The sequence below is a fragment of the Nonomuraea sp. NPDC049480 genome (genome assembly GCF_044465905.1).
Classification (GTDB): Bacteria; Actinomycetota; Actinomycetes; order Streptosporangiales; family Streptosporangiaceae; genus Nonomuraea.
Genome location: NZ_JBITMD010000005.1, coordinates 420,728 through 447,604, shown reverse-complemented (window position 1 = coordinate 447,604; position 26,877 = coordinate 420,728). Strand labels below are relative to the sequence as shown.

Below are 26,877 nucleotides of genomic sequence, written 5' to 3'. Positions count from 1 at the left end.
CCCGCCCCGGAATCGTGCTGGGGTCAGCCCCGGAGTGCTTGCGCGTGCTCCTGGAGAGACCGTACGCCCACGTCGCCGCGTACGATCGCCTGGATGCCCGCGGCGGCCGCGGCGAGTCCCGCCACCGTGGTGATGCACGGGATGCCGCGCAGCACGGCGGCGGTGCGGATGTCGTAGCCGTCGAGCCGCGGCCCCGACTGTCCCGGGCTGCCGAAGGGTGTGTTGACGATCAGGTCGACCTCGCCGTCGAGAATGGCCTGCACGCTCGTTGGCTCACCTCCGGGACCAGGACCCTCGCTGTGCTTTCGCACGATCTTGGCATGGACGCCGTTGCGGCGCAGCACCTCGGCGGTGCCCTCGGTGGCCAGGATCTCGAAGCCGAGATCCGCCAGCGCCTTCACAGGGAAGATCATCGCACGCTTGTCGCGGTTGGCCACGGACACGAACGCGCGTCCCTTGGTGGGGAGCTCGCCGTAGGCGGCGGCCTGCGACTTGGCGTACGCGATCCCGAAGAACTCGTCGATGCCCATGACCTCGCCCGTGGAGCGCATCTCGGGCCCCAGGACGGTGTCCACGCCGCGGAACCGGTTGAACGGCAGCACCGCTTCCTTGACCGCGATGGAGGAGTCGAGGGGCAGCGTGCCGCCGTCCCCGGTGGCCGGCAGCATGCCCTCCTCCCGGAGCCCGGCGACGGTGGCGCCGAGCATCACCCGGGCCGCCGCCTTGGCCAGCGGCGTCGCCGTGGCCTTGGACACGAACGGCACCGTACGGGAGGCGCGCGGGTTGGCCTCCAGGACGTACAGGACGCCGGCCGACATGGCGTACTGGACGTTGAGCAGCCCGCGCACGCCCACGCCGCGGGCGATGGCCTCGGTGGCGGCGCGGATGCGCTTGATGTCGTGGCTGCCGAGCGTGATGGGCGGCAGGGCGCACGCCGAGTCGCCGGAGTGGATGCCGGCCTCCTCGATGTGCTCCATGACGCCGCCGAGGTAGAGCTCCTCACCGTCGTAGAGGGCGTCGACGTCGATCTCGATGGCCTCGTCGAGGAACTTGTCGACCAGCACCGGGTGGCCGCCCTCCTGGCGCGCCATGTAGGTGGTGAGCGTCGCGTCGTCGTACACGATGGCCATGCCGGCTCCGCCGAGCACGTACGAGGGCCGCACGAGCACGGGATAGCCGATCTCCTCGGCGATCTCCAGGGCCTCGGCCACGGTCAGCGCGGTGCCGTGCTTGGGCGCGGGCAGGCCGGCCTCGGCGAGCACCCGCCCGAACGCGCCCCGCTCCTCGGCCAGGTGGATGGACTCCGGCGAGGTGCCCACGACGGGCACCCCGGCGTCCTTGAGCGCCTGCGCCAGGCCCAGCGGCGTCTGGCCGCCGAGCTGCACGATCACGCCCGCGACCGGCCCGGTCTGCTGCTCGGCGTGCACGACCTCCAGGACGTCCTCCAGCGTGAGCGGCTCGAAGTAGAGCCGGTCGGAGGTGTCGTAGTCGGTGGAGACGGTCTCGGGGTTGCAGTTGACCATGACGGTCTCGAACCCGGCCCTGGACAGCTCGAACGAGGCGTGCACGCACGCGTAGTCGAACTCGATGCCCTGCCCGATGCGGTTGGGCCCGGAGCCGAGGATGATGACCTTCTGCCGCTCCCCGTAGGGGACCTCGGTCTCCTCGTCGTAGGTGGAGTAGAGGTACGGCGTCTTGGCGGCGAACTCGGCCGCGCAGGTGTCCACCGTGTTGTAGACCGGCCGCAGCCCGAGCGCGTGCCGCAGGTCGCGCACCCGCGCCTCGTCGATGCCGCGGATCTCGCCGATCTGCACGTCGCCGAAGCCGTGGTGCTTGGCCCGCTGGAGCACCTCGGCGGTCAGCTCCGGCGCCTCGGCGACCGCCCGCGCCTCCTCGTCGATCAGGAAGAGCTGGTCGATGAACCACGGGTCCACGTTCGTCGCCTCGAACAGCTCCTCGGGCGTGGCGCCCGCCCTGATGGCCTGCTGCATCGTGCGCAGCCGCCCGTCGTGCGGGGTCCGGCAGCTTTCCAGCAGCTCGGCCTTGTCACCCGGGGAACCGGCCCAGGTGAAGGAGGAGTCCTTCTTCTCCAGCGACCGCAGCGCCTTCTGCAGCGCCTCGGGGAAGGAGCGGCCGATGGCCATGGCCTCGCCCACGGACTTCATGTGCGTGGTGAGCGTCTGGTCGGCGCCCTGGAACTTCTCGAACGCGAAGCGCGGCACCTTGACCACGATGTAGTCGAGCGTCGGCTCGAAGGAGGCCGGGGTCTCCTTGGTGATGTCGTTGGGGATCTCGTCGAGCGTGTAGCCGATGGCCAGCTTGGCCGCGATCTTCGCGATCGGGAAGCCCGTGGCCTTGGAGGCCAGCGCGGAGGACCGGGACACGCGCGGGTTCATCTCGATGACGATCATGCGGCCGGTGCGCGGGTCGACCGCGAACTGGATGTTGCAGCCGCCGGTGTCCACGCCGACCTCGCGGATGACCGCGATGGCGACGTCGCGCATGTTCTGGTATTCGCGGTCGGTCAGGGTCAGCGCGGGCGCGACGGTGACGCTGTCGCCGGTGTGCACGCCCATCGGGTCGATGTTCTCGATGGAGCACACGATGACCACGTTGTCATGCTTGTCGCGCATGACTTCGAGCTCGTACTCCTTCCACCCGAGGATCGACTCCTCCAGGAGCACCTCGGTGGTCGGCGAGGCGTCCAGCCCGGACCCGGCGATGCGCCGCAGGTCTTCTTCGGTGTACGCGAACCCGGACCCGGCGCCGCCCATCGTGAACGACGGCCGGACGACCAGCGGGTAGCCGAGCTCCTCGGCGCCGGCCAGCACCTCGTCCATCGTGTGGCAGATGACCGATCTGGCCGACTCGGCGTTGAGCCCGTGCTCGCGGGCGACCTTGGCGACGATCTCCTTGAACCGCTCGCGGTTCTCCCCCGCCTGGATCGCCTCGAAGTCGGCGCCGATCAGCTCGACCTCGTACTTGTCCAGCACGCCGGATTCGTGCAGTGCGACCGCCGTGTTGAGCGCCGTCTGCCCGCCCAGGGTGGGCAGCAGCGCGTCAGGGCGCTCCTTGGCGATGATCTTCTCGACGAACTCGGGGGTGATCGGCTCGACGTACGTGGCGTCGGCGAACTCGGGATCCGTCATGATCGTCGCCGGGTTGCTGTTGACCAGGATGACGCGGAAGCCCTCGGCCCGCAGCACCCGGCACGCCTGGGTGCCCGAGTAGTCGAACTCGCACGCCTGGCCGATCACGATCGGCCCCGAGCCGATCACCAGGACTGACCTGATGTCCTCACGCTTGGGCACGGCTCATGACCTCACAGAACTCGTCGAAAAGGTAGGCGGCGTCGTGGGGCCCGGCGGCGGCCTCGGGGTGGTACTGGACGCTGAAGGCCCGCCCGTCGAGCAGCCGCAGGCCCTCCACGCAGCGGTCGTTGAGGTTGACGTGGCTCACCTCGGCCGGCCCGTACGGGGTGTCGAACGGCCCGTCGAGCGGCGCGTCCACCGCGAACCCGTGGTTGTGCGCCGAGATCTCCACCTTCCCGGTCCGCACGTCCTGGACGGGCTGGTTGACGCCGCGGTGGCCGTAACGCAGCTTGTACGTGGACAGCCCCAGGGCCCGGCCGAAGATCTGGTTGCCGAAGCAGATGCCGAAGAACGGCATCCGGGCGTCCAGGACCTTCTGGAGGGCGGAGACGTCCACGGTGGCCGGGTCGCCGGGCCCGTTGGACAGGAAGACGCCGTCCGGCTCGACCGCCATGATCTGCTCGAACGTGGCGTCGGCGGGCAGCACGTGCACCTCGCAGCCGCGCTCGGCCATGCGTTGCGGCGTCATGCCCTTGATGCCCAGGTCCACGGCCGCGACCGTGAACTTCTTCGCGCCGATGGCCGGGACGACGTACGGCTCGGTCGTGGAGACCTCGGGCGCCAGGGCGGCGCCCTCCATGCGCGGCGAGGTGCGCACCCGCTCGACGAGCTCCTCGACCGGCTCGGCGGGCGCGGTGAAGATCCCGGCGCGCATGGCGCCGCGCTCGCGCAGGTGGCGGGTGAGCGCGCGGGTGCCGGAGATGGCGATCCCGACGACGCCCTGCTCCTTGAGGTAGTCGTCCAGCGAGCGGTTGGCCCGCCAGTTGGAGACGATCCTGGACGGCTCGCGCACGACGTAGCCGGCCACCCACACGCGCCGCGACTCAGGGTCCTCGTCGTTGACGCCCGTGTTGCCGATGTGCGGGGCCGTCATGGCGACGATCTGCCGGTGGTAGGAGGGGTCCGTGAGGGTCTCCTGGTAGCCGGTCATGCCGGTGTTGAAGACCATTTCGCCGAACGTCTCGCCTTCGGCGCCGTAGGCGGATCCGTGGAAGACGCGGCCGTCTTCCAGGACGAGCACCGCTGTGTTCAAACCAGCTTCCCTTCGAGTACGGTCGGCCTGCCGCGCAGGAACGTGGCCACCACCCTGCCGGGCAGCGTCATGCCTTCGTAGGGGGTGTTCCTGCTCTTCGACGCGAAGGCGGAGGGGTCCACCTCGGTGCGCACGGACGGGTCGTACAGCGTGATGTTGGCCGGAGCACCCACCTCCAGCGGCTGCCCCTGCCCGGCCAGGCGTCCGATACGCGCGGGCACGACGGACATGCGCTGGGCGACGCCCGCCCAGTCGAGCAGGCCGGTCTCGACCATGGCCTCCTGGACGACGCTGAGCGCGGTCTCCAGCCCGACCATGCCCATGGCCGCGGCCGACCACTCGCTCTCCTTGTCCTCGATCGGGTGGGGCGCGTGGTCGGTGGCGACGACGTCGATCGTGCCGTCGGCCAGCGCGGCGCGCAGCGCCTCGACGTCGGCGCGGGTGCGCAGCGGCGGATTGACCTTGTAGATCGGGTTGTAGGCGCCCACCGGCGACTCCTCCACCAGGTCGTCGGTGAGGAGCAGGTGGTGCGGGGTGACCTCGGCGGTGATGTTCCAGCCCTTGGACTTGGCCCAGCGGAGGATCTCGACAGAGCCGGCCGTGGAGACGTGGCAGACGTGCAGCCGGGAGCCGACGTGGGCGGCCAGCAGGCAGTCGCGGGCGATGATCGCCTCCTCGGCGACCGCCGGCCAGCCGGTCAGGCCGAGCCTGCCGGAGATCACGCCCTCGTTCATCTGGGCGCCCTCGGTGAGCCTGGGCTCCTGGGCGTGCTGGGCGACGACGCCGTCGAACGCCTTGACGTACTCCAGGGCGCGGCGCATCAGCACCGCGTCGTCCACGCACTTGCCGTCGTCGGAGAAGACGCGCACGCGGGCGGCCGAGTCGGCCATCGCGCCCAGCTCGGCCAGCTGCCTGCCCTCCAGGCCGACGGTGACGGCGCCGACCGGATGCACGTCGCAGTGCCCGAACTCGCGGCCGAGCCGCCAGACCTGCTCCACGACGCCGGCGGTGTCGGCGACGGGCGAGGTGTTGGCCATGGCGTGCACGGCGGTGTAGCCACCGCGGGCCGCCGACTGCGTCCCCGTCTGCACGGTCTCGGCGTCCTCACGGCCCGGCTCGCGCAGGTGCGTGTGGAGATCCACCAGCCCGGGCAGCACGATCGCCCCGCCACCGTCGACCACGAGATCGTCCCCCTGGTCCCCGAAAGGCCGGTCGCCACTGACCGCGCCTGACGGGGGGTCGGCGGGAGTGATCGCGGCGATGACCCCCTGGGAGACCCGGAGGTCAACCAGCTCCCCGCCCAGAATCCTGACGTTGCGAATGATCATTACGCCTCCTTCGCCGGCACAATGATCAAGATGCTGTGCCCATTGGTTCGTTCGCTGCGCTCACTCACGCGATCTCTCCCCCGAGCAGCAGGTACAGGACGGCCATGCGGATGGTCACCCCGTTGGCGACCTGCTCCACGATCGTGGAGCGCGCCGAGTCGGCCACCTCGGCGGCGATCTCCATCCCCCGGTTCATCGGCCCGGGATGCATGACGATCGCCTCGTCCGGCATCTTCGCGAACCGGTCGCGATCGAGACCGTACCGCCGCGAGTATTCACGCTCCGAAGGGAAGTAAGCGGCGTTCATCCGTTCCTTCTGCACCCGCAGCATCATCACCGCGTCCGACTTGGGCAGCACCGCGTCGAGGTCGTACGACACCTCGCACGGCCAGCTCCCCACCGCCACCGGCAGCAGCGTCGGCGGCGCGACCAGGGTGACCTCGGCGCCGAGCGTGTGCAGCAGCAGCACGTTGGAGCGGGCGACCCGGCTGTGCAGCACGTCCCCGACGATCGTGACCCGGCGCCCCTCGAGGGCGCCCAGCCGCCGGCGCATGGAGAAGGCGTCGAGCAGGGCCTGCGTGGGGTGCTCGTGGGTGCCGTCGCCGGCGTTGACGACGCTGCCGCGCACCCAGGTGGCCAGGCGGTGCGGCGCGCCGGAGGCGCTGTGGCGGATGACGACCGCGTCGGCGCCCATGGCCTCGAGGGTGAGCGCGGTGTCCTTGAGCGACTCGCCCTTGGACACGCTCGAGCCCTTGGCGGAGAAGTTGATCACGTCGGCGGACAGCCGCTTGGCCGCCGCCTCGAACGAGATGCGCGTCCGCGTGGAGTCCTCGAAGAACAGGTTGACCACGGTCCGGCCGCGCAGCGTCGGCAGTTTCTTGATGGAACGTTCCGAGACCCTCGCCAGCTCCTCGGCGGTGTCGAGGATGAGGAGCGCGTCGTCCTTGGCGAGGTCGCCCGCGGAGATCAGATGCCGGTTCACAGGGTGTCCCCCTTCATGAGAAGCACGGCGTCGCGCCCGTCGATCTCCTGCACGTAGACCTTGACCTTCTCGCTCTTGGCCGTGGGGAGGTTCTTCCCGACGTAGTCGGCGCGGATGGGCAGCTCGCGGTGGCCGCGGTCGACCAGCGTGGCGAGCTGGACGGCGGTGGGGCGGCCGAGGTCGTTGAGCGCGTCGAGGGCGGCGCGCACGGTGCGTCCGGAGTAGAGGACGTCGTCGACGAGTACGACGATCTTGCCGTCGATGCCGTCGGACGGCAGCTCGGTGCGGCCGAGCGGCCGGGCCGGTCTGAGCCGCAGGTCGTCGCGGTACATCGTGATGTCGATCGAGCCGACGGGGATCTTGACGCCCTCGAACTGCTCGATGCGGTCGCCGAGCCGGCGGGCGAGGGTCGCGCCGCGGGTGGGGATGCCGAGGAGGACGACGTCACCGGCGCCCTTGGTGCGCTCGAGGATCTCGTGCGCGATCCGGGTCAGCGCCCGGTGGACGTCGGGGGCTTCCAGGACTGCCCTGGAGTCGGACATGACGAAGCTCACCACCTTTCCCGCCTCACGGGACGGGTTTTAAAAGGGTGTTGGTCGGGACACACAGTACCAGGGGCTACCAGGAACAACGCGAGTGCCCTACCGTGGCGCCCGCCGACGCGCCGCGGCGGAACGCGTGAGATCCGGCCTGCTCGAGGGGATACCGCAAAGATGACATTCCACGTCGATTCGGAGGTCGGGCCGCTGCGCCAGGTCCTCCTCCACAAGCCCGACCTGGCGCTCAAGCGGCTGAGCCCGGCCAACAAGGACGAGTTCCTGTTCGACGACGTCCTGTGGGTCCAGCGCGCCATGGAGGAGCACGAGGAGTTCCAGCAGGTGCTGCGCGCGCGGGGCATCACCGTCCACCTGCTGGACGTCCTGCTCAAGGAGACGGTCGACATCCCCGAGGCCCGCAAGCACATCCTCGACGCGGTGATCGACGAGCACTGGCTGGGCCCGGTGGCGATCGACGACATCCGCAACACGCTCGACGCCATGGACGCGGCGACGCTGCAGGTCTACCTGACCGGCGGCATCACGAAGCGGGAGCTGGTCGAGCTGGGCTGCGACCCGCAGTCGGTGACCTTCCACACGCTGGGCGACGACGACTTCATCATGCCGCCGCTGCCCAACCACCTGTTCACCCGGGACACCTCCTGCTGGGTGTACGACGGCGTGTCGATCAACGCGATGCGGAAGAAGGCCCGCAGGCGGGAGACGGTCAACATGGAGGCCGTCTACATGTACCACCCGATGTTCGCGAAGGGGTTCAACCGGCCGGAGCACGGCGGCTACCACTGCTGGATGCCGGGCCACCAGGCGGCGCCGGCGACCATGGAGGGCGGCGACGTGCTCGTCATCGGGCGCGGCGCGGTGCTGATCGGGATCAGCGAACGCACGCAGCCGCAGGCGGTCGAGATGTTCGCGCAGCGGCTGTTCCGGGCCGGCTCCGCACGCAGGATCGTGGCGCTGAACATGCCCAAGGCGCGGGCGTTCATGCATCTCGACACCGTGATGACGATGCTGGACGTCGGGGTGTTCACCAAGTACGCGGGCCTGGGCATGCTGCCCGCGTACACGATCGAGCCCGGCGGCACCCACAAGGAGCTCAAGTTCACCGACCATCCTCCGGAGGACATGCACAAGGCCATCGCCCACGCGCTGGACATGGGCGACATCACGGTCCTCACGCCGACGCAGGACGTGCGCGCCGCCGCGCGGGAGCAGTGGGACGACGGCTGCAACGGGCTGGCCCTGGAGCCGGGCGTGGTGGTCGCGTACGAGCGCAACACCACCACCAACAACTACCTGCGCGACAACGGCATCGAAGTGATCACGATCAGGGGCAGCGAGCTCGGCCGGGGCCGCGGAGGGCCGCGCTGCATGAGCTGCCCGCTGGAGCGGGACGGGATCTGAGCGTGCGCGTCATCGTGGCCTTGGGCGGCAACGCGGTGCTCAGGCGCGGCCAGCCGCCCGACGCCGACGTGCAGATCGCCAACGTCAGCGCGGCCGTCAAGACGCTGGCCCGGCTGGCGGGCGAGCACGAGCTCGTCATCACCCACGGGAACGGCCCCCAGGTGGGCCTGCTGGCCCTGGAGAGCGCCGCGGACCCGAACCTGACCAGGCCGTACCCGTTCGACACGCTCGGCGCGCAGACGCAGGGCATGATCGGCTACTGGATGCAGCAGGCGCTGCAGAACGCGCTGCCCGGCCGGCAGGTCCTCGCCGTGGTCACGCAGACGCTGGTCACGGCCGTGGACCCCGCCTTCGAGCGCCCGTCCAAGTTCGTCGGCCAGGTCTACGAGCGGGAGGAGGCGGAGAAGCTGGCCGCCGAATACGGCTGGACGGTGGAGAAGGACGGCCCGTACTGGCGGCGCGTCGTCCCCTCCCCCGCCCCGCGCCGCATCGTCGAGACCCGCCTGATCCACAAGCTGGTCCGCGAGGGCGTGGTGGTGATCTGCGCGGGCGGCGGCGGCATCCCCGTGGTCCGCGACGAGCGCGGCCGGCTGACCGGCGTCGAGGCGGTCGTGGACAAGGACCTGGCGGCGTCGGTGCTCGCCGAGGCGCTGGAGTGCGACGCGTTCCTGAGCCTGACCGACGTGCCCCGGGTGCTGCGGGGGTACGGCACGGCGCACCAGAGCGAGATCGCCCACACCACGCCGCACGAGCTGCGGGCCCTGGAGTTCCCCGCCGGGTCGATGGGGCCGAAGGTGGAGGCGGCGTGCCGGTTCGTGGAGACGACGGGCGACATGGCCGCCATCGGGAAGCTGGACGAGGCGGAGCGCATACTTGACGGCTCGGCGGGAACGATCGTGACACCCAACGGCAGGTGGCCGCTGACGAGCACGCTGTAGGGGGTGTCCCGTGGCACTGGCCCGGCGGCTCTTGCGCACCAAGCCCACGGAACGGCTCGTGGCCGAGGGCGGGCACGGCGAGGGCGGCGAACTGCGGCGCACGATGTCACTGTGGCAGCTGACGCTGTTCAGCGTGGGCGCCACGCTCGGCACCGGCATCTTCGTCATCCTCGGGCAGGCGGTGCCGAAGGCGGGTCCGGCGGTGGTGCTGTCGTTCGTGCTGGCCGCGATCACGGCGCTGTTCTCGGCCCTGTCGTACGCGGAGCTGGCCGGGACGATCCCGGTGTCCGGCTCGTCGTACTCGTACGCCTACGCGACGCTGGGCGAGCTGGTGGCGTGGATCTGCGGCTGGTGTCTCATGCTGGAGTACGCCGTGTCCGTCGCGGCCGTGGCCGTGGGCTGGGGCGAATACCTCAACTCGTTCCTGCGGTCGCTGTTCGGCGTCACGCTGCCGGCCGCGATCACCCGCTCCCCCGGCCAGGACGGCGGTGTGATCAACGTCACCGCGATCGTCATCGTGCTGCTGGCCACCTGGCTGCTGCTGTACGGCGCCTCGGAGAGCGCCACGGCCAACGCCGTCTTCGTGCTGATCAAGGTCGCGGTGCTGCTGTTCTTCTGCGTGGTGGCGTTCACCGCGTTCCGGTCGGGCAACCTGGCGCCGTTAGCCCCCATGGGGGTGGCCGGGATCACGGCGGCGGCCTCACAGGTGTTCTTCTCCTACATCGGCTTCGACGCCGCCTCCACCGCGGGCGAGGAGGCCAGGAACCCGCGGCGCGACCTGCCCCTGGCGATCATCCTGTCGCTGGCCATCGTGACCGCCGTCTATGTCCTGGTGGCGGTGGCCGCCGTGGGCGCGATGCCGTGGACGGCGTTCGACCCGGAGAGCACCGAGGCGAGCCTGTCGTACATCGCGGACCTGGCCGCCGGCGCGACCTGGCCCGGCCTGATCGTGTCGTTCGGCGCGGTCATCGCCATCGCGAGCGTCGTCCTGACCGTCATCTACGGGCAGACGCGCATCCTGTTCGCGATGTCCCGCGACGGGCTCATCCCGCGCGTCTTCCAGCGGGTCGACCCGCGCCGCCAGGTCCCGGTCGCCAACACGCTCATCGTCGCGCTGTTCATCTCGGTGCTGGCGGGGCTGGTGCCGCTGGGGCAACTCGCGGAGGCGACGAGCATCGGCACGCTGTTCGCCTTCGCCCTGGTGAACATCGGCGTGCTCGTCCTGCGCCGCCGCCGCCCTGACCTGCCGCGCAGCTTCCGCGTCCCGCTCTTCCCCGCCACGCCGGTGCTGGGCGCGGTCTTCTGCGCGCTGGTGATGGCGGGGCTGGCCGGGGTCACCTGGGCGGCGTTCGGGCTGTGGATGCTCGCGGGCCTGGTCTGCTACTTCCTGTACGGCTACGGGCATTCGCGGCTGAATGCCGAAGTGAGCGAATGAAGCTCGTGGCTCCCCGGCGAGATGATCATATGCGCTTCGAGCGACACCGGGCCACTCAGGCGGGTCTTCCCGGGGATGCCTCGCTCAAGATCGTCCAGACCTCGACACGCCCTGTCATGATTCTCACCTGACAGCCCTGACTGGGTGACTTTTATCGGCAAACTGTGACGAATTAGTGTTACTTCCGGGACATGTGGGGCGTTTGTGGCGTTCAGTACCGGACCGGATTCGGCATCTTTTTTCCAATCAGCTTGACCTGCGGCGTCCGCCCCTTTACCGTCACTGTGCGTAACCACACCTCGCGGCGTTCTGGGGTAAACCCAGGGCCATGGCTACCGATGGTGCCGAGCCTGGCACCGGACCCCCGGTGGCCCGGGCATATGCCGCGAGGGAGCACAATCTACTGAGAGCGATAACACGAGAGCCGGGGGGCCGACACGATGCCGTCTGAGTACGCAAAGTCGCTGGGTGCACGACTCCGCGCAATCCGCACCCAGCAGGGCCTGTCCCTGCATGGAGTCGAGGAAAAGTCGCGTGGCCGGTGGAAAGCCGTGGTCGTCGGCTCCTATGAGCGTGGCGACCGAGCGGTCACGGTGCAGAAGCTTGCCGAGCTTGCCGACTTCTACGGGGTGCCCGTCTCCGAGCTGCTGCCGGGCGGAGCCGCCCCCAGCCCGCTCGGGCCGACGCCCAAGCTTGTGATCGACCTGGAGCGGCTCGCGACACTGCCGAAGGAGAAGGCGGGGGCCCTGGCCCGGTACGCCGCCACGATCCAGAGCCAGCGTGGCGACTACAACGGCAAGGTCCTGTCGATCCGCCAGGAGGACCTGCGCTCCCTGGCCGTGATCTACGACAAGTCGCCCAGCGAGCTGACCGAGGAGCTCATCAGCTGGGGCGTCCTGGACGCCGAGGCCCGCCGGGCCGTCGAGTCCTTCTGAGGCCACGTCGCCGGAGGGTGTGTCGTGCCCTCCGGCGGTCCCGTCAGCCGACGGCGTAGGCGCGGATGATCGTTTGAGTCAGTTCGGTCCCCGCCGCGCCCCACGCGGTCACCCGGAGCGAGACGAAGCCCGCCACCTGCGGGTTGCGCACCGTGGCGGCCTTGTCCGTCACCGGGATCCGCTGCCAGGTGGTTCCGTCGTCGCCGGAAACCTCCAGCGACGTCACCCTGGCGGGCGCGCCCTCGATCCAGATCGGCAGCGGGGTGATCGAGCCGGGCCGGGCCCGGCTGAACCCGTCCAGCCCCTCAGGGGCGCACCTGTCCAGCCCCTCAGGGGCGTACCTGACCGCCGCGAGCGGGAGCGGCTCCCGTCGAGCCGTGCGCGCCGACCGGAACGTCCAGACCGCCTCCACAGCGACCGGCGGCATTGAGCACGGCGCCCGCCTGAGGGCCGCGCCGCATGAGCCTGCTGCCGTCCGTCAGCAGCGCCTCGCCGTCGGCCGCCCCTCCGCCGCCACGCCCGCGGCCCGGAGCCGCCCGCGACCATCACCCGGTCAGCGGTGATCAATGTCACACCGGCCTTTCCGCGGGAAGCGGACCGGTCTGCTGCCGCCCGCGAGTTCGCGGGCGAGAACCTGATTGCGGGGATCGGGAAACAGCAGGCATGACAAGCACGCAACCGGAGAAACTGGTCGAGGCCGACGACGCCGAGCTCATCCGCCGGTCCCATGACGTCCCTGAGGCGTTCGCGGCCATGGCACGGCGTTCGTCTACACCGGCGCATGGGAGCGGTTCGAGATCATCGTGAGCTCCGACGGCTACCGGTTCCTAGGCACGTACGGCGAGAGCGTCGCCGACCGCACCTTCCCGAGCGACAAGGTGGGAACGGTCAAGGCGGGCACCCCGCTGGGCTGGACCGCCCGCCTGGAGACGAGAGTGGTTGACCAGCCGGGCAACCGCGGGTAGAGGGGCGAATCGGGCGGCCGTCGCCGCGCCCGCCAGAACCGGCTGAAACGGCCGCAGGCCGCACCGTCACTACAGACGCCAGGCGATCAGGCGCCTCCTGGAACCCGCGAGCAGTCGCCCTCGCAGAACCCGCAGGTGAGCACCGATGCGCGGCCACAAGCGGCATCACCACGACGGAACGCATGCGTCGGGTGCCCTCACGGGGACCGCAGGCGGGCACCGTCACGGCACCACGTGCGTGGCAGGCAGCCTCATGGCGTCCCTGGGAGACGTGGCGCTCCCGGGGTGTCCAGGTCGGGGGTCAGCCTGCCAGAGGGACGTTGACGGGGAGTTGGGGTTGGGAAGGGACGCCGAGGAGGTCCTCCACCGTGGAGACGAAGGTCTCCGCCTCGGCCAGGATCTCGTCGGCGTCGGCCGCGCTGACCCTGCTGACCATGCCCGCCTCCGCGGCGGCGCGCTTGGCGGCGCTCACCGAGAAGTAGGCGGCCCATTCGGCCAGGTGCGGCTCGGCCTCCGGCAACTGCTCCCAAGCGCTGCGCAGCCTGCGCCTGCGGCCCTCCGCCGGACGGGGACGGGCGGCCAGGATCGCCGCCGCCGCCCGAAGGGCTGCCAGGTGGGCGGCCACATATCGGGATGCCGGGGTGCGAGCGCTGCTCGCCTCCGCCAGGCAGGAACGTGAATCGGTCAGATGTGCCCGAACCGCAGGCGACAGCCGGGGCCCGGGCGTGTCTCTAGGCCGTGGTGCCATCTTGCGCGCCTCCTTGGAGTCGTGGGCCGCTGCCGGCGTCTCCGCCGGTGGAGCCAACACTTGCAGACGCCACCGACATTTCCGCCGAGCCGGCCGGACGAGGAGCTTCCCCTCTCCCCGTCCGGCCAGGACACGCCCGCTCGTCTCCGCCGACGACGAGGACGCGCCCTTCGCCCTCGGAGCCTGGCCACGGGGCTCGCTTGGGGAAGCGAACGGCCCGCGACCAGGTCCTGTGACGTTGAGCCGCGAGCCTCACCGCCACTAGGTCGAACATAATTTCGATCACGCTGACTTGTCAATCTGTTCCACGAACATAGGTTCGATGACCTTGAACGGGAAAGACCGCCACACCCCGAAAGGCCTCCTATCGGCGGAGTCAGGTGACGGAGGGAGCCCGTTTCGTGTCGTTCACCCCGTGTCGGTTCATGGCCAGGCCGGGCGCGCCATGCGGGTGGAATTCGCGCGTGGCGAGGGGGGCCGCCATGCCGTCTGAACGCTGTGCCCGCGTCGAGCGGGAGCCGCGCAGGAGGCGGGAGTGGGCCGTCGCCGCAGGGCCGGGTCGCGGCGACGGCCGGTGGTTCAGGGGGGTGTCAAAGGGCCGGCGCGGGGCGCGGCCCGGTGTCAGGAGACGGAGATGGCTCCCGAGGGGCACAGGGTCACGGCGCGGCGGACGGCGTCCTCCAGCTTCTCCGGCACCTCACCCTCCAGCAGCACCACCACCGTGCCCTCGTCCTCACTCTGATCGAACACCTGCGGCACCGTCAGCGCACACATGCCCGCCCCGATGCACACCGTCGTATCTGCCTTGATTTCCATGGTGACCTACCAAGTGACTGGGAGGCGGTGCACTCCATAGATGCTCATATCCGACCGCATCGGCACCTCCTCGGGTGTTACGGCCAAGCGTAGGCCAGGGAAGCGCCGCAGCAGCGCAGGATAGGCGATGCGCATTTCGATGCGGGCGAGCTGCTGGCCGAGGCACTGGTGGATGCCGTGGCCGAACGTCATGTGCCCGCTCGCGGACCGTGCGACGTCGAGGGTCTCGCCGCCGGGGAAGCGCGAGGGGTCGCGGTTGACGGCGGGCAGCTGGATGCCGACCATCTGACCCGCCTCGATCAGGTTGCCCTCGATCTCGACGTCCTCCAGGGCGACGCGGAAGGGGCCGAGGTGGATGATCGTGAGGTAGCGCAGCAGTTCCTCGACGCCGTTGCCGACCACGGACGGGTCGTCCCGCATGGCGGCGAGCTGATCGGGATTCGTGAGCAGCGCGTACGTCCCCAGCCCGAGCATGTTGGCGGTCGTCTCGTGCCCCGCCACCAGCAGCAGGAACGCGACCCCGGTGAGCTCCTCGTCATCGAGCTCCCCGCTCTCGATCAGCCCGCTGAGCAGGTCGTCGGCCGGCTCCTTGCGCTTGCGCTGGATCAGGCCGTGCAGGTAGGCCATGGTGCTGCCCAGCGCCGCCAGCGCGTCCTCGGCCTTGGTCTCGAGGTTGACCAGCACCTTGGCGTCCTCGTGGAACCGGGCGCGGTCCTCGTACGGGACCCCGAGCAGCTCGCAGATCACCAGTGAGGGAATCGGCAGGGCGAACGCCTGCACCAGGTCCACGGGCCCGCCGGCGGCCTCCATCTCGTCCAGGCAGGCGTCGGTGATCTCGGCGACCCTGGGCTCGAGCAGCTTCATCCTGCGTACGGTGAACTGCCCGGTGAGCAGTTTGCGGAAGCGGGTGTGCTCGGGCGGGTCGGTACGCAGGAAGAACCCCGGCGGCACCCGGAACTCCCCCTTCTTGAGGAGGTCCATCCTGGAGGCGATCGGCGGGTGCATGTTGTCCGGCCGGTTGCTGAAGCGCGGATCGGCCAGCACCGCGCGGGCCGCCGTGTAGCCGGTGACGAGCCAGCCGACGTGGCCGTCGGCGTACGTCATGGGGTGCATCGGCGCTTGACGTCCCAGCTCGATGATCTCCTCGGGCGGGTCCAGCGGGCGCTGCCGTGCGATGGGCAGGGTCAGATCAGACATGCCGTGGCTCCTTTCCAGGTTCGTTCCTCCAGAAAACCTCAATCAATGCAAATTTACAATGCATGAAAAACCCTATGCTGTGCAGTATAGTTCGCGCATGGCGGGACTGCGGGAGCGCAAGAAACAGCGCACACGCCGGGCGCTGATCGAGGCGGCGCTCCGGCTGTTCGAGGAGAAGGGCTACGCCGAGACCACGCTGGCGGAGATCGCCGCCGAGGCCGAGGTGTCGACGCGGACGTTCTTCAGCTACTTCGCGAGCAAGGAGGACCTGGTCTTCCACGACGGGCCGGAGCGGCTGGAGAAGGCGCTGGCGCTGCTGGCCACCAGGAGGCCCGGTGAGACGCCCTCCGCGCTGCTGCTGAGGCTGATCGAGGCGAGCTTCGACTGGGCGGCCCAGGATGGGGACCTGACGCCGGAGGAGGCGCGGCTGCGCACGCGGCTCATCATGACGGAGCCGGCGTTGCAGGGGCGGGCGCTGCTGCTGCTGTTCGACAGCCAGCTCAAGCTGGCCAGGGCGCTGCACGACGCCTTCCCCGGAGAGTTGGACCTGGTCGAGGCGGCGACCGCGGTGGGCTCGCTGATCGGCTCGGTCAAGCTGGCCGTGATGGCCAACCTGGAGCACGATCGGTCGATCGAGCAGATCTGGGGGACCGCCCGCCGCGCGGCCGAGCTCACGCTGGGCGGGCTGCGGTCCCTCGACGAGCAGGCCGCGGCGCGGGTACGCGCGGGCGCGCCCGGGATGGCAAGCTGAATCCTCGAAGCCCCGAGCGGAGAGGAACGCGGATGGCGCGCGTCGGTCTCGTCCTGCTGGCGCTGGGGCCGCTGCTGGTGGCGGCGTACGCGGCCGTCAACCGCTCGGCCATCCAGGCGGCCGCGAAGGCGCAGGTCAACGGAGCACAGTGGGAGGGCGGCCTGGTCGGCGCGGATGGCCTGACGTCGCTGGGGGTGGACGCCTGGCGGGTGATCCTGGGGATCGCGCTGCTGGTGGGCGCGGTCGCGGTCGCCTACGTGGCCATCGGCGTGCTCCTGCGGCGGCGGACCCGGGGGCGCACGTTCCTACTGGTCCTGTCGGGCTTCCTGATCCTGCCGTACGCGCTGGGATTCCTGGTCGCGCTCGCCGATCCCGTGCGCGCCCTCGCCGGCCTCTACGACAAGCCCGACTTCGAGGACGGCATACCGTCCTGGCAGGCGGCCACGGCCTTCCTCCTGCCCGCCGCCGGCCTCGCGCAGGCGGTCGGCCTGGTGCTGGCGGGCAGGCGCACCTCCAAGGCCGGGGACGAGAGCGCCGTGCCGTCAGCCTCGCAGCCGTGAGGTGACGTGCGCCGCGATCAGGTCCCGCACCGGTCGCGGCGCGTCCAGGAAGGCGGGCAGGTCGCTGCGCCCGGCCTCCAGGAGCCCGGCTTTGATGTTGGAGAACGTCGAAACCGTGTGCCCCGCCCGGTACGGCTCCAGCCCCGCCAGCAGCGGCCGCACGTCGCCCAGGGACACGGTCCGGTATTCAACGGGCCGCCCCACCACTCCGGCCAGCACCTCGGCGAGGTCCGTCCCGCCGACCGCGCCCACCCCCTCCAGCTCGTACGTCTTCCCCGCGTGCCGCCGGGGCGCCCCGGCGGCCAGGTCGGCCCAGACCTCGGCGGCCACGCGCACGGCCACGGCGGCGAGGTCGTCGCGGGCCACGACCGACAGCCGCCCGTCGCCGAACGGCGCGGCGAACACCCCGCTCTCGGCCGCCGCCGCGGCCCCGGCCAGCGCCAGGTCGGCCGGGATCTCGGCGTAGAGGCCGTTGCGCAGGACGGTGACGTCGAACGCCGCCTCGGCCAGCCGCGCCTCCGTCCACCGGTGCGCGAGGGCGATGGTGAGCCGCTCGCCGGATCCGGCCAGGCTGGTGTAGATCACGTGCTTGACGCCCGCGGCGGCGGCCGCCCGCACCACGGCGCCGTGGCGGGCCAGGACGACGTCGTCCTCGGCGTACCCGGCCGACACGAACACCAGCACGTCCACGCCCGCGAACGCCGGCTCCAACGTCCCGGGCCGGTCGAAGTCCGCGTGCCGCACCGCGCCGCCGTCGCCGGAACTGCTGGCCCCGGCGACGTCGAGACCGTCGACGGCCCGCAGCCCGTCGAGAATCGCCCCGCCCAATGCCCCGGAAACGCCCGTAACGAGAATCATGAGACACCCCTAGTGTTGATGTGCAGGTGAAAAGCATGGGCGTGCTCGCGCGCCCACCGTAAGGAGGCACTCTCATGTCAGTCGCGCACACGGGCGTAACCCTCCAGGTCAGCGGCCCGTGCGGGGATGACGACTGCGGGATCCGGGACGTGCTGGACCGGATCGGCGACAAGTGGACGGTGCTGGTGATGGTGGAGCTGGCCAAGGGGGTGCGGCGGTTCAGAGAGCTGCACCGGGCGATTCCCGGCATCTCCCAGCGCATGCTGACCTTGACGACGCGGCGGCTGTGCCGTGACGGGCTGGTGGAGCGCACGGCGTACCCGACGATCCCGCCGCAGGTCGAATACCGGCTGACGCCGATCGGCCGCAGCCTGGCCGAGGCGATCGAGCGGCTGGCCGACTGGTCGCGCGAGCACAAGGGCGCCATGGCGGAGGCCCGCGAGCACTGGGACGCCACGCACCCGGACGAGGACTGAGGAGCTACCGGCAGCGCCGGTTGGACCAGCTCGTCCAGCCCTGCCGGGCGCCGCCCTCGCCGGTCGCGGTCCATCCGGCCGGCGGCGGGCCGGCGTCCCGCGGGACGATCGCGGTGCAGGCGCCGGACGGCGGCGTGCCGTGGTAGAGCTCCAGTTCGGTCCACCACACCCGGTGCGCCAGCGGCACCCACATGTTCCACTTCACCCGCCGATCCACCGCCACCCGCCCCGGGGGCGGCGCGGGCAGCCAGTCCCGGCCGGACGCCGACGGGGTCGCGGGGGCCAGGTCCACGGTGAACGCGATGTTGATCATCGCCAGCACGCCCACGGCGAGCAGCCCGCCCCGGCGGGCAAGGAGCAGGGCCGGGGCGGTCAGGGAGCCCAGCAGGACCAGGGCGGAGACGGAGGCGGCGGGCATGTCGAACGCGTCGCGAACCCCGCTGAGGAACATCGCCTCGGGGAAGTCGAACGCGATGAAGGCGTAGCGTTCGAGGCGGTCCCCGGCGTACCCGGCGGCCACACCGCCCGTCACGGCCAGCAGCCCCGCGGCGGCCAGCGCGTGCCGCGCCGCCGCCGCCCGCCCGCACCGGAGCAGCACGACCAGCCCCGCCAGCGTCCAGGCCACCGCGGCGCAGGCCAGGTAGCGGCCGTAGGCGTAGTTGCCCACCCGGTGCTCGTCCGGCAGCGCGGCCGACGAGGCGTACGCGATGCCCAGGGTCGTGGCCAGCAGCGCACCGGCCAGCACGCGGTGCGGGAGCGGCGCGGCCCGGCGTACGAGCAGAACCGCCGCGCCCGCCAGCCCGATGCCCGCGAGCCCCCACGTGGCCGCGATCAGGTACCAGAGTTGCCCGGCCGCCCCCGACAGCGCCCACGCCTGCCCGTCAACGCTCGTCAGCCGGGCGGCCAGCATCCCGGACAGGTCACGCGCCCCGTCCGGGTACAGCGCGGCGGCCAGCGCCCCGTTGAGCGCCTGCCCCGCCACCGTCGCCAGCCCCGCGCTCCCCAGCGCCGCGGCGGCGGCCGCCCGTGGCACCCGCCTGATCAGCACCACGACGACCAGCACGCACACCGCCAGGACGATCATCCCCCGCAGGTGCACCGCCGTCGCGTAGCCCGCCAGCGCCCCTGCCACCGCCCCTGCCTTGACCGAGCCGCGCGCGGCCAGGTCGTGCACCGCGACGAGCCAGGCCAGCACGAGAGAGGGCAGGATCGCGTCGGCCAGCGCCAGCCCCGCGAACACCAGCAGCGCCGGCGACAGTCCCGCCGCGAACGCCATGACCAGCGCCGTCCGCCGCCCCACCGCCAGGCGCCGCAGCAGCGCGTACGCCAGCGGGCAGGCGCCCGCGGCCGCCATCGACCCGGCCACGACCACCATCCGGTACGCCACCACCGGATCGGACGTCAGCCAGAAGACCGGGACGATCAGCAACGCGTACCCGCCCTGGTAGAACGTCGAGCCGCTCAGATCCGCGCCCGGTCCGCCCGCCAGCCACCGGGCGGCCAGCAGGTATCCGGTCTCGTCCGGGTTCGCCACCGGCCCCGCGTGATAGCGGTACAGCCACAGCCGCAGCGCCACGTGCGCCGCCCACCCCACGGCCGGCAGCCACCACAGCCGCCGGGGCCGTTTCTCCTCCCGCCGCGCGATTTCCGGCACGCGGGATATGGACACCGTTGTCATGGATCCCCCCTGAAGTCAGGAGGGAGTCCAGCAAAAGATCCATAACCCGCATGTCACGCGATCCGGTTATGCGGGCGTTATGTCAGCGGCGGCGGCTCACGGGCGCTTGAACGCGCCCTTGACGTGCACCGGGACACCCTTGCCGAGCATGCCGGGCAGCACCTGGGCCACGTTCATCGGCATGCGCACGCACCCGTGCGAGGCCGGGTAGAGCGGCACCGACAGCGCGCCGTGGAAGGCGATTCCGCCGTTGAAGAAGATCGGGTTGTACAGCCGGCCCAGGTACGACGTGTGCCAGCCGCTCTTGCGCCACGTCGTCCGGTAGTTTCCGGTCGGCGTGCGGGCCGAGCCGCAGAACCGCTGCTCCTTGCCCTGCCACTCGGTGGTCTCGCAGTACGGGACGCCGCTGCCGGAGGAGATGTGGGTGATCAGCTTGGCCTCGCCGCCGACGTACAGGACCATGATCTGCTTGGTCAGGTTGACCTCGGCGCGGGTCGCCTTGCCGTTCCTGACCAGCACCTTGGGGAACTTCGGGCTCTCCAGGGCAGTCCAGGTCCGCTTGGCGATCGTGCTGGTCGGCCTGATGCCGTTGACCTTCTGGAACGCCCACACGGCGGCCAGCGTCGTGCCGCCGTACCTGCCGTCGGCCTTGCCGGGACGGTAGCCCAGCTCGGTCAGCCGCTTCTGCATCCAGGTGACGGCCTCGCCCTTGGCGCCCAGCTTGAGCGTCTTGCGCGGCGCGGTGACCGCCGTCGCGGACGGGCCGGATCGCCCGCCTGCCGAAGTGGTCCACGTGGCGGCGGGCACCGCCTTGGTGATGACGGGCGACGCCTGCGCGCGTTGCGGCGCCTGCGTTCCGCAGCCCGAGAGTACGACGGCGCCAGCCGTCAGCAGAGCAGCCATCCCGGGCAGCCGTCCAGCCCCCACCGGTACCACCTCTCACACCCGTCGAACAACGATCAAAGGACCCTACACCAGTCACCATGAATCGGTAATCAAGCGGTCAATCTGTTTAGAGTGTCACCATGTCTGAGAAGTTGCCGGCGAATGCCGTCGTCGTGGAATCCGCGCTGCGCGAGCTCGGGGCGACCGGCGAGATCGTCGTCCTGCCCGAGAAGGCGCCCACGGCGGCGACCGCGGCAGCCCAGCTGGGCTGCGAGGTGGGGGCGATCGCCAACAGCCTGATCTTCGACGCCGACGGCGAGCCGCTGCTGGTCCTCACCAGCGGATCGCACCGGGTGAACACCGAGCTCATCGCCCGCACGGCGGGCGCCGGGAAGGTGCGCCGCGCGACCCCCGAGTTCGTCAGGGCAGCCACCGGCCAGCCCATCGGCGGCGTCGCCCCGGTCGGGCACCCGGCGCCGGTCCGGACCCTGGTGGACAACTGGTTGAGCAAGCACGAGGTGGTGTGGGCGGCCGGGGGGCACCCGCTGACGGTCTTCCCGACCACGTTCGACGAGCTCGTGCGCATCACGGGGGGCACCCCCGTTGACGTCGAGTAGTGTGCGACGGGTGATCGAGTTTCGCGGGGCGGGTCCGGCCGAGTTCACCGAGCGGCTGGAGGCGGTGATCGACGTTTACACGGCAGCCATGAACCCGCCCCGGGATCAGATCACCGGTCGCAAGAGCATCATGCGAAATCACGCGACATATCCCCTTTTCCAGTGTTATTTCGCAGAATTGCGTAATTCATCCCCTGCCCCGGGCGACCTGGAGAAATCTCAGATCGTGGGCTTCGCGTACGGCTTCCACGGCGCCCCCGGACAGTGGTGGCACGACGTGGTATTCAGGGCGCTCACCGAGCAGTCGGGCAGGGAGGCCGCCAACGCCTGGCTGGGGGACGCGTTCGAGCTGGCCGAGATCCACGTCCACCCCGACTACCAGGGCAAGGGCATCGGGCGGGCCATGATCAAGACGTTGTGCGCAGGCCGCCGCGAGCGCTCGGCCGTCCTGTCCACCCACGACCAGCCCACGGCCGCCCGCCACCTCTACGCCAGCCTCGGCTTCACGGACCTGCTGGCGAGGTTCGTCTTCCCGGGCGGCTACGAGGAGTACGCGATCGCCGGGCGTCCCCTTCCCTTGCCCTGACATGACGCGTGGGTTTACCGCGGGGTGACCCGGGGCACGTTCCATTACGGAAAGTGACCAACCGATTACCGATTGTCAACCTTCCCCTGCCCGTCACCCGCCCGGTCCCCCTGCGGGCGGGTGGCGGGTCAACGCTTCCCGCCACTTCCCCGGCCCACGTGGCGTCGTCACGGCGCCCGGCCCCGTGCGGGGTCAGAGACCGTCTCCCTGGAGGCCCTCAGCCCCGGTCGGCGTCTGGGTGACCGTGGCCGGCCGTAAAGGACGACGGGGTGATCAGGCGGAGAGCGGAATCCGCTCGAGACGCTGGAACACCTCGCGGGACGCGCTGGAGCGGTTGAACGTGATGAAGTGGATCCCCGGCGCGCCCTCGTCCAGCAGCCGCTGGCACAGCTCGGCCCCGTGGTCGATGCCCAGCCGCCGCACCGCGGCCGGATCGTCCGCCACCGCCTCGAAACGCGCCGCCACGTCCGGCGGGAACGGCGCGCCCGACAGCTGCTCGGAGCGCGCGATCGTGCTCATCTGCGTGACCGGCATGATGCACGGGATGATCGGCGTGTCGCAGCCCCTGGCCGCCACCCGGTCCCGCAGCCGCAGGTAGTCCTCCGCGCGGAAGAACATCTGCGTGATCGCGTAGTCCGCCCCGGCGCGGCACTTGCGCACGAAGTATTCGGTGTCGGAGTCGATGGACGGCGAGCGCGGGTGCTTGTAGGGGAACGCGGCCACGCCGACGCAGAAGTCGCCCGCCTGCCGGATCAGCCGCACCAGCTCTTCGGCGTAGAGCACGCCCTCGGGGTGTTTGACCCAGTCGCCGTTCGGGTCGCCCGGGGGGTCGCCGCGGACGGCCAGGATGTTGCGCACCTCGGCGTCGGCCAGGCGCCCCACCAGGTGGCGCAGCTCCCGGATCGAGTGGTTGACCGCGGTGAAGTGCGCCACGGGCGTGAGCGTGGTGTCGTGGGCGATGCGCTCCACGATGCCGACGGTGCGGTCCCGGGTCGAGCCGCCGGCGCCGTACGTCACCGACACGAACGTCGGCCGCAGCGACTCCAGCTCCCTGATCGCCCGCCACAGCTGCCGCTCGCCCTCGTCGGTCTTCGGGGGGAAGAACTCGAAGGAGAATGTGCGGCCACCGGCGGCGAGCATCTCGCGGACGGTGGGAACACGATCGGGCCGTATGGAGGGTTGACCAAGCGCCATGCCCACCAGGCTACAGGGAGTCCGCCGGAAGCCCGAGGCCGTGGATGCGGCCGGGCGCGGGTCATGAGCCGATATCAGAGTGTGTGCGCCCGGCCACTAGTCTCAAGGCATGACCACTGACGCCGCGAGCATGTACGCCCTGCGCACGCAGGTGGAGCGTGCCCTGGGCCGGTTCGTCGAACGGCAGTTCCCCGCCCCCGGCGACCCCGATCTGGAGCCGTTGCGCACGGCCGCCGAGGAGCTGCTGGCCGGCGGCAAGCGGCTGCGGCCCGCGTTCTGCTACTGGGGCTGGCGCGGCGCGGGCGGCACGGACGTGCCCGAGATCTTCACCGCCGCGGCCTCGCTGGAGCTGCTGCAGGCCAGCGCGCTGGTGCACGACGACGTGATGGACAAGAGCGACCTGCGCAGAGGCATGCCGGCCGCGCACCGCCGCTTCCAGGCGCTGCATGAGAAGGCCGGCTGGCACGGCTCGGCGGAGCAGTTCGGCGAGGGCGCGGCGATCCTGCTGGGCAACCTGCTGCTGATCTGGTCCGGCGAGATGTGGCGCACCAGCGGCCTGCCGCCGGAGGCCCTGGAGGCGGCCCAGCCCGTGCACGACCACATGCGCACGGAGCTGATGTGCGGGCAGTATCTGGACCTGCTGGAGCAGGCGCACGGGGAGAACACGTTCGAGTCGGCGCTGCGGGTGGCGCTGTTCAAGAGCGGCAAGTACTCCGTGGAGCAGCCGCTCCGGCTCGGCCTGGTGCTCGCCGCCCGGGAGCTCGCGCCGTGGATGGACGAGCTGTGCACCGGGTACGGCAGGCGGGTCGGGATCGCGTTCCAGCTGCGTGACGACATCCTGGGCGTGTTCGGCGACCCGGCGCAGACCGGCAAGCCCGCGGGGGACGATCTGCGTGAGGGCAAGCGGACGATGCTCGTGGCCCGCACCCTGGCGGCCGCCTCCTCCGGCGACGCGCAGACCGTACGGCGGCTGCTCGGGGATCCGGCGCTGGACGAGCGCGGGGTGGCCGCGCTGCGGCGGATCATCGAGGACACGGGCGCGCTGCAGGAGTGCGAGGACCTGATCGCCGACTACCTCGGCGACGCCCTGACCGCGCTCGACCAGGCCCCCGTCACGCCCGAGGCCCGCACGGCCCTGACGGAGCTCGCCGTCGCGGCCACCTCACGCAAGACCTGAGCCGCCCCGGCTCCTTCACCCATGACCGGAGCCCGGCCGTCGCGATCACATCACGCGATGCCGGGCCGTCACGGCTCGCCTGCCACCGGGTTGGCCGGCGCACGCAGGCGGGCGGCGGCACGCGCGTGATGACCGTCCTCCCGGGGTCAGGAGGCGGCGGACAGCCGCTTGGCGAACTCCGCGGCGGCCGCGCCGGGATCGTCGGCGGCGGTGATCGCGCGGACCACCACGACCCTGCCGGCCCCGTACGACATGACCTCGTCCAGGTTGCCGAGGTCGATGCCGCCGATCCCGAACCACGGCCGCGACGTCCCCAGTGACGCCGCGTGCCGCAGCAGCGACGGACCGGGGGCGGGGCGGCCGGGTTTGGTCGGCGTGGGCCAGATGGGGCCGCAGCAGAAGTAGTCGACGCCCTCCTCCACCGCCGCGGCGGAAGCCTCGGCGGCGGAGTGGGTGGACCGTCCGATGACGATGTCGTCGCCGAGCATCTCTCGCGCGACCGTCACAGGAAGGTCGTCCTGCCCCAGATGGAGCACGTCGGGCCGGGCGGCGTAGGCGATGTCCGCCCGGTCGTTGACGGCCAGTAGCTTGCCGTGCCGGTCGCAGGCGTCGCGGAAGACTTCGAGGAGTGCGAGTTCTTCGCGTGCCTCCAGGCCCTTCTCCCGCAGCTGGATGATGTCCACGCCGCCGGCCAGCACCGAGTCGAGGAACTCTGCCAGGTCCCCGCGGTCGCGGCGGCCGTCCGTGCAGAGATAGAGGCGCGCCTCAGAAAGCGAGGGCTTGGGCACGCCGCTTGACCTCCGTGTGACGGCCGGCCTTGATCGCCTCGATGGGAGATCCCGGCAGCGAGTCGTCAGGGGTGAAGAGCCAGCGCAGCGACTCGACATCGTCGTAGCCGGCGTCCTGCAACACGGTCAGTGTGCCGGGCAGGCCCTTCATCACTTCCTTCCCGTCCAGGAACACCGCGGGCACCTGCGGCCCACCGCTCCCCCGGCGCACGCCGAGGAGCTTGTGGTCCTTGAGGAGTTGCTTGGCCCGGCCGATCGAAACGTCGAGGCACCGGGCCACTTCGGGGAGCGTGAGCCACTCGTCGACGAGCTGCTCGGTCTCCCGGTCGATCTGTGCAACAGAAAGCGTCACGAAACCACAACTACCACATGCCGTGCTTGCTCAAACAACACAATCTCGTAGGGATACGTCTGGATCTACCAGGCGTTCCACGTCGAGACGGTGGCCGGCGTCGATGATCCGGCGTCCCTGTACGAGATCCCGCGGCCGGTCCACGGCGAGCACCGCGGCGAGCGTGTCGCCCTCGGTGAGCCAGACGGCCGACCACTTGCCCTCCGGACCGCCGCGGTAGACGAGGCGCTCGCCCGCCGGATGGTGCCCGGCGTACTGGACCATGTGCCCGAACTGCTCGGACCAGAAGTACGGCACCGGATCGTACACCGCCTCCTCCCCCAGCAGGGTCGCGGCGGCGACCTCGGGGGCGTTGAGCGCGGTGTCCCAGTGCTCGACCCTGAGCCTGGTACGGAAGCGCCGCGACCACCAGGCGGCGCAGTCGCCGACGGCGACCGTGTCCGGCAGCGAGGCGCGCAGGCGCTCGTCGACGACGACGCCGTTGTGCAGGTCGAGGTCGGCGTCGGCCAGCCACTCGACGGCCGGGCGCACGCCGATGCCGGTCACGACGACGTGGGCCTCGACGAACTCGCCGTCCACCAGTTGCACGCCGCCCTCGTCCACGGAGCGGACCATGGTGCCGAGGCGCAGGTCGATGCCGTCGTACCAGCGCTGGGTGCGGGCCCCGATCTCCGTGCCGACGGCGGTCGCGAGCGGGGTGGCGGCCGCCTCGATCACCGTGACCGCGCAGCCGGCGCGGCGGGCGGCGGTGGCCACCTCGGCGCCGATCCAGCCGGCCCCGATGATCGCGACCCTGGCCCCCGGCACGAGCATCGCCCTGAGCTCGTGGGCGTCGTCGAGGGTGCGCAGCACGTGCTGGGGGCCGTCTCCCGGGAGCCTGATCGGCTCGGCGCCGGTGGCGATCACCAGGCCGTCGTAGCCGAGCTCGCCCTCGGTCGTCTCCACGACGCCCTCGCGCAGCGCCTTGGCGCAGACGCCCGGCCGGAAGGCGACGTCGAGCGCGGTCAGGTCGGTGTCGACGAAACTGGTCTCGGCGTCGCCGAACAGCACGGCCTTGGACAGCGGCGGCCGGTCGTAGGGTCGATGCCGCTCCTGGCCGATCAGGGTGATCCTGCCGCCGAATCCCCGCCCGCGCAGCGCCTCCACCGTGCGAACGCCCGCCAGGCCCGCTCCTACCACCACGACATGGTTCACGTTCAAGACCATAACGGGGGCCGTGTCCGGCCGTCGCACCGAGGCCGTAGGCTGT

At 71.0% G+C, this 26,877-nt stretch carries 27 protein-coding genes; 11 read left to right on the top strand and 16 right to left on the bottom strand.

From position 1 onward, the window contains the following. Positions 1-23: 23 nt before the first annotated feature. The 5 genes from carB to pyrR all read right to left on the bottom strand — a co-directional run bounded on the left by carB (position 24) and on the right by pyrR (position 7,256). On the bottom strand, positions 24-3,311 hold the full coding sequence (gene carB / locus ACIBX3_RS18190) for a carbamoyl-phosphate synthase large subunit (protein ID WP_397118242.1): 3,288 nt from the start codon (positions 3,309-3,311) through the stop codon (positions 24-26). Next, on the bottom strand, positions 3,298-4,404 hold the full coding sequence (gene carA / locus ACIBX3_RS18185; protein ID WP_397118240.1) for a glutamine-hydrolyzing carbamoyl-phosphate synthase small subunit: 1,107 nt from the start codon (positions 4,402-4,404) through the stop codon (positions 3,298-3,300). The genes carB and carA overlap by 14 nt, the downstream gene beginning before the upstream one ends. Next, the gene (locus tag ACIBX3_RS18180) at positions 4,401-5,732 is read right to left on the bottom strand and encodes a dihydroorotase (RefSeq protein WP_397118238.1); all 1,332 of its coding nucleotides are present in this window, start codon (positions 5,730-5,732) and stop codon (positions 4,401-4,403) included. Before ACIBX3_RS18180 ends, carA begins: the two co-directional genes overlap by 4 nt. Before the next feature lie 64 nt (positions 5,733-5,796). Next, complete coding sequence (locus ACIBX3_RS18175; protein WP_397118236.1) at positions 5,797-6,714, bottom strand: aspartate carbamoyltransferase catalytic subunit; 918 nt, start codon at positions 6,712-6,714, stop codon at positions 5,797-5,799. Beyond that, positions 6,711-7,256, bottom strand: coding sequence for a bifunctional pyr operon transcriptional regulator/uracil phosphoribosyltransferase PyrR (gene pyrR / locus ACIBX3_RS18170; RefSeq protein WP_397118398.1), 546 nt, complete (start codon positions 7,254-7,256; stop codon positions 6,711-6,713). The genes ACIBX3_RS18175 and pyrR overlap by 4 nt, the downstream gene beginning before the upstream one ends. A 171-nt stretch (positions 7,257-7,427) precedes the next feature. Between pyrR and ACIBX3_RS18165 the strand changes: the two genes are divergently transcribed. From ACIBX3_RS18165 to ACIBX3_RS18150, 4 genes are all read left to right on the top strand, one after another. Beyond that, complete coding sequence (locus tag ACIBX3_RS18165; protein WP_397118234.1) at positions 7,428-8,672, top strand: arginine deiminase; 1,245 nt, start codon at positions 7,428-7,430, stop codon at positions 8,670-8,672. Between the two features lie 2 nt (positions 8,673-8,674). Further along, positions 8,675-9,610, top strand: a complete 936-nt coding sequence (gene arcC, locus ACIBX3_RS18160) for a carbamate kinase (RefSeq protein WP_397118232.1) — start codon at positions 8,675-8,677, stop codon at positions 9,608-9,610. A gap of 10 nt (positions 9,611-9,620) precedes the next feature. Then, complete coding sequence (locus ACIBX3_RS18155; protein WP_397118230.1) at positions 9,621-11,045, top strand: amino acid permease; 1,425 nt, start codon at positions 9,621-9,623, stop codon at positions 11,043-11,045. A 440-nt stretch (positions 11,046-11,485) separates the two neighbouring features. After that, positions 11,486-11,980: a transcriptional regulator gene (locus ACIBX3_RS18150; RefSeq protein ID WP_026214021.1), complete on the top strand. Its 495-nt coding sequence runs from the start codon at positions 11,486-11,488 to the stop codon at positions 11,978-11,980. A 43-nt stretch (positions 11,981-12,023) separates the two neighbouring features. On the opposite strand, the gene ACIBX3_RS18145 is transcribed toward ACIBX3_RS18150, so the two are convergent. Continuing rightward, positions 12,024-12,407: a hypothetical protein gene (locus tag ACIBX3_RS18145; protein ID WP_397118228.1), complete on the bottom strand. Its 384-nt coding sequence runs from the start codon at positions 12,405-12,407 to the stop codon at positions 12,024-12,026. Between the two features lie 376 nt (positions 12,408-12,783). On the opposite strand from ACIBX3_RS18145, the gene ACIBX3_RS18140 reads away from it, so the two are divergent. Further along, positions 12,784-12,945 carry a hypothetical protein gene (locus ACIBX3_RS18140; protein WP_397118226.1) on the top strand — a complete coding sequence of 54 codons (162 nt, stop codon included), beginning with the start codon at positions 12,784-12,786 and terminating at the stop codon, positions 12,943-12,945. 301 nt (positions 12,946-13,246) lie between these two features. Here ACIBX3_RS18140 and ACIBX3_RS18135 read toward each other — a convergent pair whose 3' ends face one another. From ACIBX3_RS18135 to ACIBX3_RS18125, 3 genes are all read right to left on the bottom strand, one after another. Further along, positions 13,247-13,693 (bottom strand): SAV_6107 family HEPN domain-containing protein, encoded by a 447-nt coding sequence (locus tag ACIBX3_RS18135; RefSeq protein ID WP_397118224.1) that lies wholly within the window; start codon positions 13,691-13,693, stop codon positions 13,247-13,249. 621 nt (positions 13,694-14,314) lie between these two features. Next, positions 14,315-14,509, bottom strand: a complete 195-nt coding sequence (locus ACIBX3_RS18130) for a ferredoxin (RefSeq protein ID WP_397118222.1) — start codon at positions 14,507-14,509, stop codon at positions 14,315-14,317. Between the two features lie 6 nt (positions 14,510-14,515). Further along, positions 14,516-15,706: a cytochrome P450 gene (locus ACIBX3_RS18125; protein ID WP_397118220.1), complete on the bottom strand. Its 1,191-nt coding sequence runs from the start codon at positions 15,704-15,706 to the stop codon at positions 14,516-14,518. Positions 15,707-15,803: 97 nt separating this feature from the next. Between ACIBX3_RS18125 and ACIBX3_RS18120 the strand changes: the two genes are divergently transcribed. Both ACIBX3_RS18120 and ACIBX3_RS18115 read left to right on the top strand, forming a co-directional pair. Beyond that, positions 15,804-16,457 (top strand): TetR/AcrR family transcriptional regulator, encoded by a 654-nt coding sequence (locus tag ACIBX3_RS18120; RefSeq protein ID WP_397118218.1) that lies wholly within the window; start codon positions 15,804-15,806, stop codon positions 16,455-16,457. 32 nt (positions 16,458-16,489) lie between these two features. Then, a complete protein-coding gene (locus ACIBX3_RS18115; protein WP_397118216.1) occupies positions 16,490-17,017 on the top strand; it encodes a hypothetical protein in 528 nt (175 codons plus the stop codon). Here the strand turns inward: ACIBX3_RS18115 and ACIBX3_RS18110 are convergent. Continuing rightward, positions 17,000-17,875, bottom strand: a complete 876-nt coding sequence (locus ACIBX3_RS18110; RefSeq protein ID WP_397118214.1) for an NmrA family NAD(P)-binding protein — start codon at positions 17,873-17,875, stop codon at positions 17,000-17,002. The two genes, ACIBX3_RS18115 and ACIBX3_RS18110, sit on opposite strands and share 18 nt — an antisense overlap. A gap of 74 nt (positions 17,876-17,949) precedes the next feature. Here ACIBX3_RS18110 and ACIBX3_RS18105 point away from each other — a divergent pair, with 74 nt between their 5' ends. Then, positions 17,950-18,351: a winged helix-turn-helix transcriptional regulator gene (locus ACIBX3_RS18105; RefSeq protein ID WP_397118212.1), complete on the top strand. Its 402-nt coding sequence runs from the start codon at positions 17,950-17,952 to the stop codon at positions 18,349-18,351. A gap of 4 nt (positions 18,352-18,355) precedes the next feature. On the opposite strand, the gene ACIBX3_RS18100 is transcribed toward ACIBX3_RS18105, so the two are convergent. Continuing rightward, the gene (locus tag ACIBX3_RS18100) at positions 18,356-20,029 is read right to left on the bottom strand and encodes a hypothetical protein (protein WP_397118210.1); all 1,674 of its coding nucleotides are present in this window, start codon (positions 20,027-20,029) and stop codon (positions 18,356-18,358) included. 96 nt (positions 20,030-20,125) lie between these two features. Beyond that, positions 20,126-20,956: a L,D-transpeptidase family protein gene (locus ACIBX3_RS18095; RefSeq protein ID WP_397118208.1), complete on the bottom strand. Its 831-nt coding sequence runs from the start codon at positions 20,954-20,956 to the stop codon at positions 20,126-20,128. Positions 20,957-21,054: 98 nt separating this feature from the next. Between ACIBX3_RS18095 and ACIBX3_RS18090 the strand changes: the two genes are divergently transcribed. Together ACIBX3_RS18090 and ACIBX3_RS18085 are read left to right on the top strand one after the other, a co-directional pair. Continuing rightward, positions 21,055-21,531, top strand: a complete 477-nt coding sequence (locus tag ACIBX3_RS18090; protein ID WP_397118206.1) for a YbaK/EbsC family protein — start codon at positions 21,055-21,057, stop codon at positions 21,529-21,531. A 10-nt stretch (positions 21,532-21,541) separates the two neighbouring features. Then, entirely contained in the window at positions 21,542-22,117 is a 576-nt protein-coding gene (locus tag ACIBX3_RS18085) for a GNAT family N-acetyltransferase (RefSeq protein ID WP_397118204.1), read from the top strand. 273 nt (positions 22,118-22,390) lie between these two features. On the opposite strand, the gene metF is transcribed toward ACIBX3_RS18085, so the two are convergent. Continuing rightward, positions 22,391-23,311 (bottom strand): methylenetetrahydrofolate reductase [NAD(P)H], encoded by a 921-nt coding sequence (metF, locus tag ACIBX3_RS18080; RefSeq protein WP_397118202.1) that lies wholly within the window; start codon positions 23,309-23,311, stop codon positions 22,391-22,393. Between the two features lie 109 nt (positions 23,312-23,420). On the opposite strand from metF, the gene ACIBX3_RS18075 reads away from it, so the two are divergent. Beyond that, on the top strand, positions 23,421-24,488 hold the full coding sequence (locus ACIBX3_RS18075; RefSeq protein WP_397118200.1) for a polyprenyl synthetase family protein: 1,068 nt from the start codon (positions 23,421-23,423) through the stop codon (positions 24,486-24,488). A gap of 146 nt (positions 24,489-24,634) precedes the next feature. Here ACIBX3_RS18075 and thiE read toward each other — a convergent pair whose 3' ends face one another. The 3 genes from thiE to ACIBX3_RS18060 are packed head-to-tail and all read right to left on the bottom strand — an operon-like array spanning position 24,635 to position 26,822. After that, complete coding sequence (thiE, locus tag ACIBX3_RS18070) at positions 24,635-25,276, bottom strand: thiamine phosphate synthase (RefSeq protein ID WP_397118198.1); 642 nt, start codon at positions 25,274-25,276, stop codon at positions 24,635-24,637. Next, a complete protein-coding gene (locus ACIBX3_RS18065) occupies positions 25,254-25,628 on the bottom strand; it encodes an Rv2175c family DNA-binding protein (protein WP_397118196.1) in 375 nt (124 codons plus the stop codon). Before ACIBX3_RS18065 ends, thiE begins: the two co-directional genes overlap by 23 nt. Before the next feature lie 30 nt (positions 25,629-25,658). Further along, positions 25,659-26,822, bottom strand: a complete 1,164-nt coding sequence (locus tag ACIBX3_RS18060) for an NAD(P)/FAD-dependent oxidoreductase (RefSeq protein ID WP_397118194.1) — start codon at positions 26,820-26,822, stop codon at positions 25,659-25,661. Positions 26,823-26,877: the final 55 nt, after the last annotated feature.

Excerpts from the sequence above, each read along its gene's own strand:
- ACIBX3_RS18115 (WP_397118216.1), top strand. The coding sequence starts at position 16,490 with ATGGCGCGCGTCGGTCTCGTCCTGCTGGCGCTGGGGCCGCTGCTGGTG.
- ACIBX3_RS18180 (WP_397118238.1), bottom strand. The coding sequence starts at position 5,732 with ATGATCATTCGCAACGTCAGGATTCTGGGCGGGGAGCTGGTTGACCTC.
- ACIBX3_RS18135 (WP_397118224.1), bottom strand. The coding sequence starts at position 13,693 with ATGGCACCACGGCCTAGAGACACGCCCGGGCCCCGGCTGTCGCCTGCG.
- ACIBX3_RS18120 (WP_397118218.1), top strand. The coding sequence starts at position 15,804 with ATGGCGGGACTGCGGGAGCGCAAGAAACAGCGCACACGCCGGGCGCTG.
- ACIBX3_RS18105 (WP_397118212.1), top strand. The coding sequence starts at position 17,950 with ATGTCAGTCGCGCACACGGGCGTAACCCTCCAGGTCAGCGGCCCGTGC.
- ACIBX3_RS18075 (WP_397118200.1), top strand. The coding sequence starts at position 23,421 with ATGACCACTGACGCCGCGAGCATGTACGCCCTGCGCACGCAGGTGGAG.
- pyrR (WP_397118398.1), bottom strand. The coding sequence starts at position 7,256 with ATGTCCGACTCCAGGGCAGTCCTGGAAGCCCCCGACGTCCACCGGGCG.
- ACIBX3_RS18145 (WP_397118228.1), bottom strand. The coding sequence starts at position 12,407 with ATGCCGCCGGTCGCTGTGGAGGCGGTCTGGACGTTCCGGTCGGCGCGC.
- metF (WP_397118202.1), bottom strand. The coding sequence starts at position 23,311 with ATGGCGCTTGGTCAACCCTCCATACGGCCCGATCGTGTTCCCACCGTC.
- ACIBX3_RS18165 (WP_397118234.1), top strand. The coding sequence starts at position 7,428 with ATGACATTCCACGTCGATTCGGAGGTCGGGCCGCTGCGCCAGGTCCTC.
- ACIBX3_RS18150 (WP_026214021.1), top strand. The coding sequence starts at position 11,486 with ATGCCGTCTGAGTACGCAAAGTCGCTGGGTGCACGACTCCGCGCAATC.
- ACIBX3_RS18130 (WP_397118222.1), bottom strand. The coding sequence starts at position 14,509 with ATGGAAATCAAGGCAGATACGACGGTGTGCATCGGGGCGGGCATGTGT.
- ACIBX3_RS18090 (WP_397118206.1), top strand. The coding sequence starts at position 21,055 with ATGTCTGAGAAGTTGCCGGCGAATGCCGTCGTCGTGGAATCCGCGCTG.
- ACIBX3_RS18125 (WP_397118220.1), bottom strand. The coding sequence starts at position 15,706 with ATGTCTGATCTGACCCTGCCCATCGCACGGCAGCGCCCGCTGGACCCG.
- ACIBX3_RS18100 (WP_397118210.1), bottom strand. The coding sequence starts at position 20,029 with ATGACAACGGTGTCCATATCCCGCGTGCCGGAAATCGCGCGGCGGGAG.
- ACIBX3_RS18110 (WP_397118214.1), bottom strand. The coding sequence starts at position 17,875 with ATGATTCTCGTTACGGGCGTTTCCGGGGCATTGGGCGGGGCGATTCTC.